At 48.3% G+C, this 16,017-nt stretch carries 12 protein-coding genes, 2 tRNA genes and 1 pseudogene; 6 read left to right on the top strand and 9 right to left on the bottom strand.

What is annotated here, in order from left to right; genetic code table 11:
- The 5 genes from Q0X25_RS04285 to Q0X25_RS04305 form a co-directional block, all read right to left on the bottom strand.
- A partial coding sequence (locus Q0X25_RS04285; protein WP_298579255.1) for a transcription antiterminator occupies nt 1–1,474 on the bottom strand: 1,474 nt, incomplete at its 3' end.
- A gap of 311 nt (nt 1,475–1,785) precedes the next feature.
- Nucleotides 1,786–2,085, bottom strand: a complete 300-nt coding sequence (locus tag Q0X25_RS04290; RefSeq protein WP_298579257.1) for a PTS sugar transporter subunit IIB — start codon at nt 2,083–2,085, stop codon at nt 1,786–1,788.
- Nucleotides 2,086–2,174: 89 nt separating this feature from the next.
- Nucleotides 2,175–3,488, bottom strand: a complete 1,314-nt coding sequence (locus Q0X25_RS04295) for a PTS sugar transporter subunit IIC (RefSeq protein WP_298579258.1) — start codon at nt 3,486–3,488, stop codon at nt 2,175–2,177.
- Between the two features lie 2 nt (nt 3,489–3,490).
- Nucleotides 3,491–4,891: a glycoside hydrolase family 1 protein gene (locus Q0X25_RS04300; RefSeq protein WP_298579259.1), complete on the bottom strand. Its 1,401-nt coding sequence runs from the start codon at nt 4,889–4,891 to the stop codon at nt 3,491–3,493.
- Complete coding sequence (locus tag Q0X25_RS04305) at nt 4,888–5,244, bottom strand: PTS lactose/cellobiose transporter subunit IIA (RefSeq protein ID WP_298579260.1); 357 nt, start codon at nt 5,242–5,244, stop codon at nt 4,888–4,890. The genes Q0X25_RS04300 and Q0X25_RS04305 overlap by 4 nt, the downstream gene beginning before the upstream one ends.
- Before the next feature lie 260 nt (nt 5,245–5,504).
- On the opposite strand from Q0X25_RS04305, the gene Q0X25_RS04310 reads away from it, so the two are divergent.
- On the top strand, nt 5,505–7,403 hold the full coding sequence (locus Q0X25_RS04310; protein ID WP_298579261.1) for a transcription antiterminator: 1,899 nt from the start codon (nt 5,505–5,507) through the stop codon (nt 7,401–7,403).
- A gap of 126 nt (nt 7,404–7,529) precedes the next feature.
- Here the strand turns inward: Q0X25_RS04310 and Q0X25_RS04315 are convergent, their stop codons facing one another.
- From Q0X25_RS04315 to Q0X25_RS04325, 3 genes are all read right to left on the bottom strand, one after another.
- On the bottom strand, nt 7,530–8,918 hold the full coding sequence (locus Q0X25_RS04315) for an LTA synthase family protein (protein ID WP_298579262.1): 1,389 nt from the start codon (nt 8,916–8,918) through the stop codon (nt 7,530–7,532).
- Nucleotides 8,919–9,038: 120 nt separating this feature from the next.
- Nucleotides 9,039–10,052, bottom strand: coding sequence for a hypothetical protein (locus Q0X25_RS04320; RefSeq protein WP_298579263.1), 1,014 nt, complete (start codon nt 10,050–10,052; stop codon nt 9,039–9,041).
- A 327-nt stretch (nt 10,053–10,379) separates the two neighbouring features.
- A tRNA-Val gene (locus Q0X25_RS04325) sits at nt 10,380–10,454 on the bottom strand.
- A 316-nt stretch (nt 10,455–10,770) separates the two neighbouring features.
- On the opposite strand from Q0X25_RS04325, the gene Q0X25_RS04330 reads away from it, so the two are divergent.
- A complete protein-coding gene (locus Q0X25_RS04330) occupies nt 10,771–11,934 on the top strand; it encodes an iron-containing alcohol dehydrogenase (protein ID WP_298579264.1) in 1,164 nt (387 codons plus the stop codon).
- Nucleotides 11,935–12,418: 484 nt separating this feature from the next.
- Here the strand turns inward: Q0X25_RS04330 and Q0X25_RS04335 are convergent.
- Nucleotides 12,419–12,509 (bottom strand) — tRNA-Leu (locus Q0X25_RS04335).
- Nucleotides 12,510–12,700: 191 nt separating this feature from the next.
- On the opposite strand from Q0X25_RS04335, the gene Q0X25_RS04340 reads away from it, so the two are divergent.
- From Q0X25_RS04340 to Q0X25_RS04355, 4 genes and pseudogenes are all read left to right on the top strand, one after another.
- The gene (locus Q0X25_RS04340) at nt 12,701–14,107 is read left to right on the top strand and encodes a lysylphosphatidylglycerol synthase transmembrane domain-containing protein (RefSeq protein WP_298579266.1); all 1,407 of its coding nucleotides are present in this window, start codon (nt 12,701–12,703) and stop codon (nt 14,105–14,107) included.
- A 66-nt stretch (nt 14,108–14,173) separates the two neighbouring features.
- Nucleotides 14,174–14,434 carry a hypothetical protein gene (locus tag Q0X25_RS04345; RefSeq protein ID WP_298579267.1) on the top strand — a complete coding sequence of 87 codons (261 nt, stop codon included), beginning with the start codon at nt 14,174–14,176 and terminating at the stop codon, nt 14,432–14,434.
- A 19-nt stretch (nt 14,435–14,453) separates the two neighbouring features.
- Complete coding sequence (locus tag Q0X25_RS04350) at nt 14,454–15,155, top strand: ABC transporter ATP-binding protein (protein ID WP_298579268.1); 702 nt, start codon at nt 14,454–14,456, stop codon at nt 15,153–15,155.
- Between the two features lie 17 nt (nt 15,156–15,172).
- Nucleotides 15,173–16,017, top strand: a pseudogene (locus Q0X25_RS04355) (ABC transporter permease); the annotation flags it as partial.

Consider the following 16,017-nt stretch of genomic DNA (forward strand, 5'->3'; position numbering starts at 1 on the left):
TCTCAACATGTTTAGGATTAAGAAAGCTTGCTAGTCTCCGCTTATCATCATTTGTGAGCCATGCCGAAACTTCGATAACGGGGCAGGTCTCATGAGTAAACGAAACGGTAGAAACAACAAGATCAATGTCATTTTGAAAGAGCCATTCTTGTGCTTCTCGTACACTAAGCACCGCAACGATATTGATTTCAAAACTCGTCTCAAGACGAGATGCTAAAAATTGAGATGTCGATAGTCCTTCTTGGCATACAACAATAGCGCGTGCTTTTCTTACAGCAATTCTGTGCGTTCTCTCTAGTGAGGCAGCGAAAAAGAGGGTGAAGTAGCCAACTTCTCCCTCAGGAAAAGAAACATGGAGAATATTCTCTACTATAGATATTGAGCGGCTGACTTCTTCATGGAGATCACTGCATTGCTCCTGCACATAGCTTAACATCGGATTGTCAATGATTTCATCTGCAATAGCACGCCAATATGCAGGACGTAGATGGTTAAGGATCCCCTGGAATAATGCTTCATCTTCTTCAAAATGGGCCATTGGAAATTCTTTAGCAACATCTTGTATAAATTGCTGAACCAGCAGGCTCATCTGAATCCAGTTTTCAGAGATAAGTTCATTGCGCTTTACAACCGATGATTCTCTAAGTTTTGCAGCGACGTATTCAAGTTCCCCTTGAGGAATGTCGCTCTGTTGATACAGCATTTCAATTTCAGGTTTATGAGCTTTAACAACCTGAAATTCGCGGGTGATTTCGCTGCCTTGATGTTGAAGGAGCAGCTGAGTAAGAGTGTGTCCGCTACCAATACGCTTATAGGCAGCGAAAAGACTAAGTATGATTCTGCGACGTGAAGCGTTAGAAAAGTCAACTCCTAGTTCATTTGTCACACTGGTAAGAAAAGACTCAACAGCCGTAATGAAGGAAGACCCTTCATTTACTAAAACCCTTTCAAATACAAGATCATCATCAAGTACACTCGAGAGGGCGGCTCGGATAGCATTTTCTTCGCCATCTATCCAATAGCCAGTGAATTGTCGGGATTCAATAGATACGCCAAATGGTGACAGCATTTTGCGGATCTCACGCAGATCACGTGCAAGAGTGTTGCGTGAAACACCAAAAATTTGTTGGAGATTGTCCATCGAAAAGGGACCGGGTAAACAGATAATTGTTTCTGCGAGGCTACAGCGTCTATATGCGGGGTCAATATAGATTAATCCTGAATCGTTTACCAAATCAGAAAAACTTAATTTAGGATCAAAGTTATCCTGACCTTTTGTGGTAATACGACTAAAAATTCCTCTTCGATTTACTATAGGAGGAGCACTCGAAGATGCTAATAAGGTGTTGAGACGTTCGATATCGTTATAAACGGTACGCTTACTTACGCCAAGTATACCGGATAGTTCGTCAATGGAAGCAGAGGCATTTCGCCTATACAAGACTTCAAATAATATGTTGAGTCTGTTACTCACATCTCCTCCTTACTTGCTTATCTTATGAGGAGATATTTTTATCACCAAAGCCCATTTATTGCAGGATATTTTGCATACTTTGGATACCTAATTGTTAGGCTTGTAATGGGGTATAGCATTCCTATGCCATGCAACTAGAGACAGGTTCAACAGTCTCAATCACACAAGCGTGTACAGGTATCTGCATATATTCAGACAGGATAATCCATCTATTTTGATGAAAGAATTCCTACAGTACGGATACGGTACGTTGGAATCTAGGCTTTGGGTGTTGTCCCATAGCACGTTGATACGTCGCTGGGAATGATGTACTAGCCCAGAAGTGTCAGAGCCTCATCAAGGACCTTTGCGGCTTTCATTTGGCCGAAGTCTTGAGGCTTGATAACCATGACAGCAGCCTTATTACCATAGGAATTCTGGATGTCCTTAAGGGCAAAACGAATTTGAGGGCCTAGGAGGATGATGTCTGCCCCCTCAGCGTTGTCATCGAGTGTGGACATGGGGACAGCATTAACGGTAGCATTCAGACCGCGCTTTTCTGCCTCCTCTTCGAGCTTGATTCTCATGATGCCTGTGCTCATGCCAGCGTTGCAGACAAGCAGGATTTTCATGGCGTATCTCCTTGGTGCGCAAATCTTCTGTGCAGACGTAAAAGCGGGGGATGGTTCAGCTTATCTGACCATCCCCCTTATTTATACCCTTACTCAGCAAGCGAAGGGTCGGCCTCTTCCTCAAGCTTCTTTTTCTCATAAGCCTTAAAGAAGGGGAAATAGAGCAGACCATCAAGGGCGATCAGGGCAAACATAAAGAAGAGAGCCTTGATATCCATGGTGGCAAGAAAGGCGCCGATGGGTGCAGGAAGATTCCAACCTGGATAGGCAACGCAATGTGAAATCAAACCGAAGCTCATAGCTAAGTATGTTACCAGGGCATTGATGGGCATCACGCATACAAAGGGGATAAGCATTGTGGGATTGTACATCAGGGGCAGACCAAAGATGATGGGCTCGTTGATATTAAAGAAGGCGGGGATGATGGCAAGCTCTCCCACGGTCTTAATCTGCTTAGATTTAGAGAAGAAGCAAAGAATGGCTAGAGCGAGGGTCGCTCCAGAGCCGCCAATTGTTAGGAAAATCCACCAGAACGACTCGTCCACGATAAAAGGTAGAGCGTACTGTGAGGTACCAGAGGCGAAGGCAGCCATGTTGGCTCCAAGGTTGGCATAGAGGATGACATCCAGTGGGCTGGTGATGACAGAGTCATGAATGCCAAACCACCACAGGAGTGCAACAACGAAAGCTAAGACAATTATGCCTACAGGACTAGAGGCCAGAGCTACCAGAGGACTCATGATCAGAGTCATGAGGGCGGGCAGTGGGGAGCCAGTGAGAGTATGCAGGGCGTAGGAGATTATGGAGTTGATTACCAGAACAATGCCCACAGGAATCAGACCTGCAAAAGAGTCAGATAACGCAGGAGGAACGCCAGCTCCAGCTAGTTCAATATGACCAACTTTACGCTGTTCAAGGTTGCGATAGAACTCAACAGTGAAGAAAGAAGAGATGATGGCGGCAAATAGACCCGTAGAGCCAAAGTAGGTGGTATCGATGCTCCAGTCTCCTGGATTAGCAGAGTAAATCAAGAAGGATGCACCTGAGAGGGCGGCAGGCAGAAGGGTTTCATAGCCATAGGACTTGCCCAAGTTGTAGCCGATTCCAATCGAGACCCAAAGAGCTAGGCAGCCGACGGTTAAGTTATGCACGCCACTTCCCAGGAAAGGATCAAGCGCACCAGCTACAGCAGTCCATCCCTCCATGAAGTTGCGCATGAGACCAGGATCCATGGTGGCAGGATCAGTGGTGGGTGAGACGATAATAAGCGCAAAGCACCCAATTGTGATGAAGGGAATTAGGGTGAGGAACGCATTCTGAATTGCCTGGATATAGCGGTTGCGGCTCATCTTGTTGGCAATCGGGGCGAGGTGTGACTCAACCCATTCAGTGAACTTTTCCATGTTTACCTTCCTTCCTTTAGGTTCCAAGCTGCAATTGTGTCCTTGTACCAGTAGTAGCTGTCCTTTGGGATACGGCGGTAGTTATCGTTGTAATCTACGTAAATCAAGCCATAGCGCTTTGCATAGCCATTAATCCAACTGTAGAGATCCATGGTGGACCATACGAAGTAGCCGCGGACGTCACAGCCTTCCTCTCGTGCTTTGAGCGTCCAGTTAACGAAGCCCTTAAGGAAATCAACGCGATATGTGTCGTGTACCTGTCCATCAACCAGTTGGTCACGATAACCCATGCCATTCTCAGTAATCATGAATACAAGGTTTGGATAACGCTCATGGAGTTGATGCAGCAGAGTGTAGATTGACTTGGGATAAAGCTCCATGCCCCAAGCATTTTTCTGAGTAGTAGGGTCCTCATCGACTGAGAACCAGCCTGCAATATTAGTTTCATTGCTCGAATCAGCGGTACCAGTGTTGTTGGTTGAAAGCGAGGTCTGACTGGTAGTGCAAGGTTTGACTAGCGTACGGTCATAGGCATTGATACCTAGCATGTCCACCTTGCCAGCAGCTAAAATTTCTTGATCGCCAGGGAGCAGGTAGTCTAAGGTTTGGTTTTCGGAACGCAACTTGTCAATTAGTTCTGTCGGTAGCTGACCTAGCACTGCGACATCATTGACACTGCGGTTGTAGAAGAGGTCGGCTAGGCGTTTTGCTTCTTGGTAGTCGGGAGTATCACTCCGGGCTTCAATAGCATAGGAGTCACTTACCAGTCCAATCATGCCTTGGTAAGCTCCTTCGCGGAAGGCTACAACTGCCTTGGCGCTCGCAAGAAGCATGTGGTACATCGCTTTCCACCGACGAGAGAGATCCTTGACGTTGGGTGGATAGTTACCGATGCCGTAGCAGCAGAGGGTGTCATAGTTGGGCTCGTTGACTGTAAACCAGGTGCGCACGCGGTCGCCAAAGGCGTTAAAGCAGACCTTGGCATAGGCACAAAATGCGTCCGAGGTTTGGCGATTCTCCCAGCCACCTGCAACAAAGAGGGGCTCAGGTAGGTCGTAGTGGTAAAGAGTTACTACAGGCTCGATACCACGAGCAAGACAGGCATCAATTACGGCGTTATAATGCGCGATACCCTCTGGATTTACCGCTCCGGTACCATTCGGGATAATCCTAGTCCAAGCAATCGAGAACCGGTAGGCATTCTGTCCACCTGCAGCCATCAGATTGAGGTCTTCCTCAAAGCGGTGGTAGTGGTCAGAAGCAATATCGCCAGTTGCCGGATTTATGTTGTTTTTCTCGCTATGACAGAAGACGTCCCAGTTAGACTGTCCCTTACCGTCCTCATTCCAGGCACCCTCACATTGGTAGGCGGCGGTGGCGCTACCCCAGAGAAAGGCACTCATGATGTCACCTCCTTGCTTACAACTTGGTTTTCCGCAGTTTGAAACTTTTCGCGGTACAGTAAGATGAATTCCTTTGCCACACACTCGAAGAGAATCGCGGACATCAGATGATCCTGACTGTGGGCTACAATAATTCCCACGGGCACATCTTTGCCTTGAGCTTCTTCGGTCAGCATCCTGGTTTGGGCATTGTGAGCCTCGTTGAGCGCTTTCTTACCCTCCTCGACGAGCCGATCTGCCTCATTGAAGTTTCCCTCACGTGCGCTGTGTATAGCTTGGTAAAAGTTGCTAAAGGCATCACCCGCATTAGCGATGATCTCTAACGAGATTGCTTGCGCTTCATTCTGGGTCATGGCACCTCCCTTGTCGGTATGCCACAGACAGCGGCTGGTGATATGCATGGCCGTGAATATAGATTGTGTATTGCGGGGTTTCCAGTCGCGACTTGCGGGGCATCCCGCAGATGCTGGTGACTGTATGGCAGGTCTGAGGACGACATAACGTGTAAATTGCGCGACTATATGTTTGTCCACAGATAGTTTGTTCTGCTTGGCCTGCGAGAAACGGCGCATGGCAGATGCACCTAAGAAGCGGATGAGGCGGGGGAGGTGGCATGGTGAACCTAAGCGAACGTCAGCAAGCTATCCTGCGAATGGTCCTTGCAGGTGACGGTCCTGTTACTGGTTCTGAGTTGGCTCGCCAACTGGGCGTGTCGCTGCGCACGGTACAGGCTGATATAGCCCGCATCAACAGTGATGAACAGGTTTTGATTAGTACGAACCGAGGTTATTTGCCTACGCTTGCAGCCAGTACCATGATTCGCGAGTATGCCCGCGACGCCGTTTGCCCTGCACCAGCTCATCAGATAATGGTGCATCTTCTTGCAGGTGAAGAGCTGACTGTTGATGATTTGGCACTTGCTCTTTACGAAAGTACAAGCTCCGTTGAGCGTCAGCTTACAGAAGTCAAGGACATCTTAGATAAGCATGGTCTCACCTTGTGCCGCACCAAAGGGCGCCTACGGGTGGAGGGCAACGAGTGTTTACGACGCAGGCTTATGGGACAGCTAGTCTTAGATGAGGTTGGCCCCGCCTTCTCGCTGACTGAGGCTTTTGCATCCAACCTTAAAGGTATAAGAATTGACGAGGTGTCGGACGTATTACAACAGGCGGCATTAGCCTGTAACCTTACGATTCCCGAGGGGTATGGTCAAGATCTAGCAGTTAGTGTGACCGTTGCGCTTTTCTTTATAAAACCTGAGTCTGCGTCAGTTGGGGACAGTATGGCTGCCACCCTAGCCGCTGATGCTGCGTCTGTTGCAAGTGAGCCATGCGAGCGGAGAATGGCACGCGAAATCTGCCGTCTCTATGGCAAGATGCACCCGTTAAGCCCCAGCGAGGAAGACCTCGACTACCTTGCCTCACTCCTCGCAGGAAGAGTTCGCGCTACCAATGTGGCGGACGCACGTGTTGTTGAAGGTATGCCGAAAGAGTTTGAAATTAAGGTAACTACCATAGCTACCTCGGTATTTGCTGACTATTTGATTCCTGCACCCAACCATTTACAGCTGCACAATTTTGCCCTTCACGTGTATGCCATGATCAGACGGGCGAAGTCCAATCCGTTTGTAGATCTGACCATCACTGAGAGTATCCGCATCAACAGTCCTTTTATTTATGAAGTATCACTCGCTGTAGCAGATCGTCTTGGCAAGGAACTTGGTGTGAAGATAGCTCAAGGCGAGCTGGGATTCATCTGCGTCCACGTAGGCCTCATCATCCTTGAGGATATGGGTGAGCAACGCATAACCATAGCCGTGGCTGGTGAGGATTACCGGGGTATCCGCCGCCGTATTATCGCTAATCTCTCTACTAGGCTGGCTACGTATGTAGATGTAACTGCCTTTGACTTGAGCTCTGATGTGGATGCTGATATTTTGGTGACTACTGGTGAGATTCCTGTCACAACAGGCACAGTGATACAGGTTTCCCCTCTCTTTACAGAACGTGACTTTCAGGCGGTTGAGGTTGCCGTGACCTCATTCGTGGAGCATCGTGATGCCCTGAAAGCCGCTAAAGCTACCCGATTCTTCCGCCTCGAAGTTTTCTTCCGAGAACAGGACCTGCATACGCGCGAGGAAACAATCTGCTTTTTGGCAAAGAGGCTTCAGGATTATGGTGTGGTGGGGGAGGATTTTGCCCAATCGGTCCTTAGACGCGAGTCTATGGGGTCAACGGGCTTCTTTGGACTCTTTGCCATCCCTCATGCCATGGAGATGGATGCCTCGCGCACCACCATTGCTACGCTAGTGAGCGAGAAGGGTATCGAATGGAATGGCAGCAGGGTTAATGTGGTGTTGATGATTGCTCTTAATGCGCAGGATAGGGGAATTTTCATGGACATCTACGATGGTATTATTCGCCAGCTTTGTGATGCACGTCGCATTTCTCGGCTGACACGTACCAAAACTTTAGAGGACTTCCTGCACTGCATGCTGTATTCATTAAGCTAAAACGACAGATGAACACACAGCGAAAGATACTCTCCCAAAACGACTGACTACGCCAGAGTCGTTCTCGAAGCGTGCAGGTACTCAAGAGCGTGCGTTCCGTACTATTAAAGTTGCCTTCTTAAGTAGCTATTGCAGACGGCCTGTAATTGTCCCCGTCTTTCCGCTGCCTACCTGATAATGCACGCCATCGCCAAAGAGCTCTAGGTATTGTAAGGTTTGCAAGTCTTGGCATAGCTGAGCAGTATCGCCTTCCTTATTGTTTTTGATATCGTGCCAACTGCCCGTGCTGTCTTGGAAGCCCAGCATATTTATTGCATACATGCCTTGATGCTGCATGACTAATTGGGCTTTTTGAAAATCGCTCAAGGGCATTCCGATGAGTTGTGCAAGATTAGCAATGAGGAAGTTTGTGCTGGTATCGAGTACCGTTCCTGTCTTGGCGCCCTCAACGTTGTAGTTGGCATACATAAGATAGCTGGTGGTATGAGCACGCTGTTGGTGGACAAGCTCACTGGAGTCGTTGGTTACAAGCGCATCATTGTAAGGCGCTGCAAGAGCTGGTTGATGGTCTCCAAAAAGCAGCAATACCACAGGGCGCTTGAGTTTAGAAAGCTTATCTATGAACTCCTGCAAGGCTTTGTCAGAAATATCCATCAATGATAAATACTCATCGAGATCTGGATGATCAACGCCTTTAATTGTGTGGTGCTTAACGAGATTTGCTGGCAGCGCGTTGGTTTTGTATCCGCCATGATTTTGCATGGTGATATCTAAAATCGTCTGTGGTGCCTCATCGGCGGCGAGTAGCTCAAGAATTTTGTCGTAGGTGGCGGCATCGCTGATGAGATTGCGATAGCGTTGTGCGGCGCCAAAATCAGGTTCAGAGAGGAATTGATCATAACCAAAGGCAGGATAGACGATATGACGATTCCAATTGGTCGCTAGGTTAGGATGCATGGCATTTGCTTTATATCCAATGGCTTTGAGTTGGCGGGCAAGGTTGTCGACGCGAGACATGTCATAGACCATATATGGATAGACACCTGATCCCATAAATGCCATCGAGCAGCCCGTGAGCATTTCCCACTCACTGTTGCAGGTGCCGCCACCATAAGGGGAGACGTAGAGCTTTCCCTTTGCAAGGCCTCCTTCGAATGAGTTAAACCACTCGGGGCCTTTATAGCTCCCATCTAGCTCGTTGAACAATGACAGGTCGGAGAAGGACTCATTCATAACGACGACCACGCTGGGTTTGAGCTCACTGAACTGCTTTTCTGCGGCTTTTCTTGTCTTCGTGTTGCCAAAAATATGGGCGTACTGCTCGGCATATGAGGCTGAAGAATCGGGTGAGCTTGTGGCGTTTTTGCTCGGGCTTTTCTGCTCGGTTGTGATGGCGGCGGCAGTTTTTTTGATTCCACCTGCACCACAGGCACTGAGGGTAGCTAGTATACCAGCAGCTCCGACCGCTGAAATAAAAGAACGACGAGAAACGTTGGCGTTGATAAATTCTTTCATGAAAATGCCCCTTGAGATGTAGCTGGCAATCGAAAACGTGCGAACAATTACAGAAGTGCGAAGACGCGAAAGCACAGAACGGTGAATCATGCGATGGGTTATTCGTTCTTAAGCAGAGAGTTAGGAGTTGGCATTGCTTGTGGAGGAAGAGTCTGTCTGGGCGAGATTTTCTTCGTACTTGTTGGCGTAGCCTGAAAGAAGTTTTTCGGCTTCTTCTTTGGAATAACCCTTGGGCTGAACGGGGCGGAAAGACTGAATTTGCGTGACAAACGATGAAATAAAGCCTTCACGATGGTAGCTGTCGAGCGGAATCCAAGCGTTGTATTTGATACCAGGAAATTCCGAAAAACTTACTGTTGTTGCAATAAAGACAGCTATACCAGCCATGATGAGTCCGCCAAAAGTGTTGGCTACAAATGCAATGGCAGGCCTTTTTGCACGTTGTGGCTTTGGTGTTAGAGAAAGTACAACTAGAGCTAGTGCGAATACGGCAAATGAAATGAGTACCCTCTCATTGAGAACATAGCTATAGCTGCCACTTACCGTAGCTGCCGTGCCGAGTGCAAGCACGTCGCTCGCAATGATGGGTACACCTTTAAATGACACTACAAAATATTCTGCAAGGCCGGCACATTCAAAAAGAAAAGCTGCAATGACTGCTCCTGCACCACTGCGTTGAAAGAGGAGATGAAATATCAGAAATATAACGAGAATAATGACATTTTCGAGAATAAGACCCTCTATCCAAAATCCAGTGATAGCTGGATTAGAAGGCAATTCAATAGCTATGAAAGTCAAAAAAGTTCCCATAAGCAGCAGCCCAATTTCTAACAGCAAACGCTGGTAAGCTAAAAGCGTGCTGAACGCTGCGCGGATTTGCTTGTTATAGAGCGAAACGATGGCGGCTATTGCAAGTACGCTCGTGCATAGGATGGCTGGTAACCAGTGGGTTTGAATGAGTCCAAAACCTGCATATACGCTCAAAAAAAGAAGTAATGCAAGGAAAATGCTCGTCCATATCCATGAAATTCGATTTAGTTGGGGTAAAAAGTGAAAGAGCTTTTGTGGGGCAAACTGAGCAAGAGCTATTACCAGCCCTACAACCAATAAACCAGAGAAAAATATCAAGAACATACTTTTCATCCTCCAACGGCGTTAGCCTGTGTGCAAAGAAATCCGCATAAGGATAGCCTTGCCTAACTTATTCTGCTATATAAATCCAGTCATTTAAGAGTACGTAAAGGCAGAAATAAGAAACCCTGCATAGTACCTACTAAATCGCAGGATTTGACATGGTCACGAAGCAAGTCCAGCACAAGGCGCCCTCATTGAGCATGAAGTTATATATGCAAAAAAGGGTTCAAGTTATATACGCAAAAAGGGTTTACCGTCCATCAGTAGGCAGTGCTGTCTAAAAGAAAAAACAGGTAGATGGTCTATCCCATCTACCTGCATCTTTTATGGTGGGCGTTAGAAGATTTGAACTTCTGACCTCTTCCGTGTCAGGGAAGCGCTCTCCCCCTGAGCTAAACGCCCGAATAGGTAACTGCAAAGTTATAAGCGGGGGTGCTCACATGCAGCAGAAAGTATCTTACGCGAATGTCTCTCTGTATGCAAGGAGAATTTTTCAAATGAGGAACTTTGGTTATGCTTCGCTTTTGTTGTGCTTGTACTGCAAAACAGCTTGCTGTTACACATTATTGACGCCGGCGGTATGTGGCATGAGTGGGAAATATTCATATATTGATAGATATTGATAACCTCGCGGGACCCTTATTCATTTTCGGGCACGCTGTGTTTTGCAGATGTATAGTGGGGCTATAAATAGTAATGAGCAACAAAAAGGGGGCATATGTTTAATTTTACTTACTATGCGCCAACGAGAATTAACTTTGGCAAAGGTCAGATTTCTCATCTGGCGGAGTTGACCGAGAGTGGGTCGCGTGTACTGCTGTGCTATGGTGGCGGTTCCATCAAACGTAATGGCATTTATGCCGAGGCTCTACGCGTTATGGGTGAAGCGGGACTGACGGTCTTTGAGTTGCCTGGTATCGAGCCCAATCCTCGTATTGAGACGGTACGTAAAGGCGTTCAGCTATGCCATGACGAGAACATCGATATGGTACTAGCTATTGGCGGTGGCAGCTCGATTGACTGTGCAAAAGTAGTGGCAGCGGGTGCTTGCTATGACGGAGACGCTTGGGATTTGGTATTGCACCGTGAGCTCATCAAGGCGGCGCTGCCTGTATATGCTGTGCTTACGCTTGCTGCTACGGGTTCTGAAATGGATGAGTTTGCGGTTATCACGGATCTCAGCAAAAACGAGAAGTGGGGCACTGGTTCGCCTCTTGTTATCCCCAAGATGTCTGTGTTAGATCCGACTTATACGTTCTCGGTGCCAAAGCGTCAGACGGCAGCTGGCACTGCCGATATGATGAGTCACACCTTTGAGAATTATTTTCACTTTGAGCAGGGCTGTGAATTACAGGAATACTTTGCTGAGAGCATTCTAAAAACTTGTATCAAATACGGTCCTATCGCCCTTGAGCAGCCCGACAATTACGAAGCACGTGCCAATCTGATGTGGGCGTCAAGCCATGCAATTAACGGTCTGATTTCTGAGGGTTGCTCACCTGCGTGGTGCATTCATCCCATTGAGCATGAGCTCTCTGCTTTTTATGACATTACGCATGGCGAGGGTTTGGCGATTATGACACCAGCTTGGATGGAATACATCCTTGATGACAAAACTGCGCCCGTCTTTGCACGTTATGCGCGTAATGTGTGGGGCGCAGAGGCTGCAAATGACAAGGAAGCAGCACGCGAGGCAATTAAGCTGACTCGTAAGTTTTTCTTTGAGACGATGGGCATGCCTGCTACGCTCAAGGCGGTAGGTATCAAGGATGATACCCACTTTGCCGAGATGGCAAAAAAAGCTGCTAAAGGTAGCTGCGGCTCATTTGTTCCTCTATCCGCTCAGGATATTGTCACAATTTACCAGTCTGCACTTGGCTAAGCATTGCAGGGGGGTATGCCGTGGGCGAATCATTGCTCACGGCATGCTTTTTCTATGTAGGGTTTCGTAGCTTTGCTTGCTTGCGCTGCCTGTCAGACGCCACGTTCTGTTTCAAATGGGGCAGCCCTGCTTGTCAGACGCCACATTCTGTTTCAAATGGGGCAGCCCTGCTTGTCAAACGCCACGGATCATTTCAGATAGCACAGTTCTGCTTACCAAAAGCCACGTTCTATTTCAGAAAAAATGTCAAAAGCCACATTCCGTTTCAAAGGCCTTGACGTTTCCGCAGGTAAATTTTTCTTGCGTGAAATGAAACGTGGCTTTTGGCTAAAAAAGTGAAGTAGAACGTGGCTTTTGACACCTGCCTTGAAGTGGCATGAAGTAGAACGTGGCGTTTGACGAGGGGTGTGAAATGAACCGTGGCGGCTGATTCGCATAAAGAGAAATTCTGAAAGAAAAAGGCCCCAAAGGGACCTGGAATTTCTGGTGTCGGAGGCGGGACTTGAACCCGCACGACCTTTTAGTCAGTCACTAGCACCTCAAGCTAGCGCGTCTGCCAATTCCGCCACTCCGACGTGGTTTCAAGCGAGGAATATAGTATCACGCCCACAGTATTTAGCAAGCCTAAATTTTGATTGGTTGTGGATTTTTTTCGACCATGCTGGCAGCTCTTGTGAAGGAGCAGTTGAACGCCGTGTTTTTTTCGGCATCTCGGGTACAGTAATTCTTTGGATGCAATAAAAACGTAGCTGAGAGGGGAGGGTACATGGAGATTCGTTTCAAAAAGAAATCTTCGTCGAACTTTGTACCTATGCCCCAGTCAGTGGTCAAACAGGGTAGCGATACCTTACAAACGACTCCTCACAAGCAAAACAATACAAAGCCGCGGACCCCTGCTACCAAGCAAGCTACCGCCCCACTATCTAGTTTTACAAAGACAAAGCGTAGCAAAAAACCTCGTCTCAAGGTGTCTGGTACCACCGCTATGAGCAAGGCCCAGCGCGAAACTCGCGATCAGAGCATGGGTCAAGCGCGCAAAGGTCTTGTCTTTATCGGTATAGCTACGATTGTCTACGCTCTTTATCTCGTGTTTTCTGGACAGATGGGCGAATTTTTGACGGCGATGGCAGGCGTACGTCGGCGCTGGGTAGTTGCAGCCATGCTTGCTTACGTTGTGTATTTCTTCTGGGGTGTACTGGCGTATCTGCTTGCTGTTATCAGTGACCGTAAAAGTAGAATTGGTATCCGCGACCTGATGAGTGTTGAAGCCTCGGGTATCTTTTTTTCCAACCTTACGCCAAACGGTGCGGGTGGCGCGCCAGCACAGATTTATCGCCTCACCCGTGCAGGACTTTCTGCGGGCGGAGCGGGCGCAGTGCAGTATACCCGCTTCATTATGTATGAAGCGGGCGAAGGTATTTTTGCCGCATTGATGCTGCTTTTTCGCTGGGAATGGCTGACAACCACTTATGGCAATGTCACGTTTATCGGCATCATTCTTTTTGGATTTAAGGTCGTTGAGGTCGGTGGCCTTTTGCTGGTATGTCTCCGCCCTGGTTTTGTGCGTCGTGTAGGTAGCTGGATTATTCGCTTTACTTCGCGTCGTGGTTGGATGAAACGAACCGATCATTGGACTGATGTGGTGACAGTACAGGTAGGGGAGTTTTCCTCGGGCTTTCGCCAGGCAGCTGGCAATGTGCGCAATATGTTGATGACCCTTGTCGTTACGCTGTTGCAACTTGCCTGTCTGTATTCACTGCCGTGGTTTGTTGCCCGCGCCTTTGGTCACCAAGCAGATTTCATTACCTGCATGGCTTGTGGCTCGATGCTTGAGCTTTTAACTTCGGCTGTGCCACTGCCCGGTGGTATTGGTGGAGCTGAAGGTGGTTTTACCGTGCTCTTTTCACCTATTTTTGGTACGCAGGTAGCTGCGGCTTTTGTCGTTTGGCGTATGGTGGAATACCTTTTGCCCATCTTGGCGGCAGCCCCTCTCCTTGGATTGCAGTCCAGTCATACTGAAAGTCTTGCCGTGCGCTGGAATCGTCTGCGTTACCGCCTTGCACACGACTATTCTTCGCTCAGAGCAGGAAAAGGTTTCAGTCGTCAAGAGGATGTCAAAGTCGATCTTCGCAAGGCCAGCTCCCGCGCCAAGCAGCGCAAACGTATATCATAGAGACGGATTATTTCGAGCCTATCAGCTGTGTGGTAGATAGCTCGTTTTTATAGGAAGCAGGACATTTTGGCTAACAAGAACTACTCACCTATACGGGCCACACGCGGAGCGAGTGTACCTGCGATTCTCGAAACTCTGCTTGGCATCGTGTTGATTTGTTTGGCTGCTTGGAGGCTTGGTGCTGACCAGTCGCTTGCACCAGGCTTTATTGCAACGGTGTGCTACGTTGCTTTGCTTTTGGTAGGTGTTGCTTTGACTTATTTGGGCGTGGAGCGTCGGCGCGATGCAAAGCATTTGGCTGGCGATAACAAAGAACAGCGCCACTAGACCTAAAGGAATGACAACGATGGCTTTCGTCGAATTTTGTGACGTGCGCAAAATATATCAGATGGGTTCGGTCGAGGTTCGTGCCGTCGATGGTATGAATTTTGAAATTGAAGAAGGCGAACTCTGCGTTATCGTAGGCCCGTCGGGTGCAGGCAAGACAACTGTGCTCAATATGCTCGGCGGCATGGATTCTTGCACATCAGGCATAATTTTGCTTGATGGTAGCGAAGTTTCAGCTATGAACGAGCGTCAGCTCACTCAGTATCGTCGGCATGATATTGGTTTTGTTTTCCAGTTTTATAATCTCGTGCAAAATTTGACGGCGCTTGAAAATGTTGAGCTTGCAAGTCAGATTTGCCGTAATCCCTTGCCAGCAGAGCAGGTGCTTGCTGAAGTGGGACTCGCAGATCGCCAAGATAACTTCCCAGCCCAACTATCGGGTGGAGAGCAGCAACGTGTGGCAATTGCGCGCGCTTTGGCCAAAAATCCCAAGCTGTTGCTTTGTGATGAACCGACGGGTGCCTTGGATTATCAAACAGGTCACCAAGTACTTAAGCTTTTGCAGGATAGTTGCCGCAAGAGTGGACGTACCGTTGCCATCGTGACGCACAACTCTGCCTTTACACAGATTGCTGATCGCGTTATCAGTGTTCGTGAGGGTCGTGCAAAAAGCGTTGAGCTCAATGCCGCGCCTGTCGACGCAATGTCGCTTGAATGGTAAGTGTGGGGGCAGCAATTATGACAATACGTCCTCACAACAGCCACAGCTTTAGGCGAGAAGTGATTCGCTCAATTCGCGGATCATTGGGACGTTTTTTGGCGATTATGGGTATCGTTGCGTTGGGCTGTGGCTTTTTTGCGGGCTTGCAGATGGCTGGTCCCGACATGCGCGATGCAGCTGACCGCTGGTATGACGGAACGCGCCTTTGGGATTTGCGTATTGTTTCTACGTTGGGCTTTTCAAGCGATGATGTCGCTCGTATTGATGCGACCCCAGGCGTTGAAGTCTCGATGCCTGCCAAATCTTGTGATGTCATGATGAGCATCGGAGATGCACAAATCGCAGCACGTATTACCTCAATTGATGTGAATGCAGCGCTTGCGTCAGAGCTTACAGGCCGTTATACCGTAGCTTCCAAGGATGCGCGCTATCTTAATCGTCCAATGCTTCGCGAGGGCAGGTGGCCCAAAACTGCGGATGAATGCGTGATTTCTGCAGATGCAGTAGGGCATTTCAAGCGGGGAGATACCGTTGAAGTGCTTTACAGTACTGATAATTTGAATAATATGCTTGCCGTGCAGCGCTTCAAGGTAGTGGGCACGGTGAGCGCCTCTGACTATCCATATACGAAGAACTTTGGCTCAACGACGTTGGGTACAGGACAACTTGACGAGTATCTATACGTTCGTGAAGCTGCCTTCACCCAAGACTTGCCTTATACGCAGGTCTATGTGCGGGTGCAAGATGCTGAGGCGCAGCTGAGCGAATCTTCTGCCTATGAAAAGGTGGTTAAAAAGGTTGCAGGGCGCTTAGAGGCTGTCTCTTATACACATCTCCGAGCCCACGAGACCGTTATTCTAAT

It is taken from the genome of uncultured Olegusella sp., from assembly GCF_947253395.1.
Taxonomy (GTDB): Bacteria; Actinomycetota; Coriobacteriia; order Coriobacteriales; family Atopobiaceae; genus Olegusella.

What these genes read in the sequence shown, in the direction of transcription:
- Q0X25_RS04340 (WP_298579266.1), top strand. Translation starts at nt 12,701, where the DNA reads ATGGAGATTCGTTTCAAAAAGAAATCTTCGTCGAACTTTGTACCTATG.
- Q0X25_RS04300 (WP_298579259.1), bottom strand. Translation starts at nt 4,891, where the DNA reads ATGAGTGCCTTTCTCTGGGGTAGCGCCACCGCCGCCTACCAATGTGAG.
- Q0X25_RS04320 (WP_298579263.1), bottom strand. Translation starts at nt 10,052, where the DNA reads ATGTTCTTGATATTTTTCTCTGGTTTATTGGTTGTAGGGCTGGTAATA.
- Q0X25_RS04330 (WP_298579264.1), top strand. Translation starts at nt 10,771, where the DNA reads ATGTTTAATTTTACTTACTATGCGCCAACGAGAATTAACTTTGGCAAA.
- Q0X25_RS04305 (WP_298579260.1), bottom strand. Translation starts at nt 5,244, where the DNA reads ATGACCCAGAATGAAGCGCAAGCAATCTCGTTAGAGATCATCGCTAAT.
- Q0X25_RS04290 (WP_298579257.1), bottom strand. Translation starts at nt 2,085, where the DNA reads ATGAAAATCCTGCTTGTCTGCAACGCTGGCATGAGCACAGGCATCATG.
- Q0X25_RS04315 (WP_298579262.1), bottom strand. Translation starts at nt 8,918, where the DNA reads ATGAAAGAATTTATCAACGCCAACGTTTCTCGTCGTTCTTTTATTTCA.
- Q0X25_RS04350 (WP_298579268.1), top strand. Translation starts at nt 14,454, where the DNA reads ATGGCTTTCGTCGAATTTTGTGACGTGCGCAAAATATATCAGATGGGT.
- Q0X25_RS04295 (WP_298579258.1), bottom strand. Translation starts at nt 3,488, where the DNA reads ATGGAAAAGTTCACTGAATGGGTTGAGTCACACCTCGCCCCGATTGCC.
- Q0X25_RS04310 (WP_298579261.1), top strand. Translation starts at nt 5,505, where the DNA reads ATGGTGAACCTAAGCGAACGTCAGCAAGCTATCCTGCGAATGGTCCTT.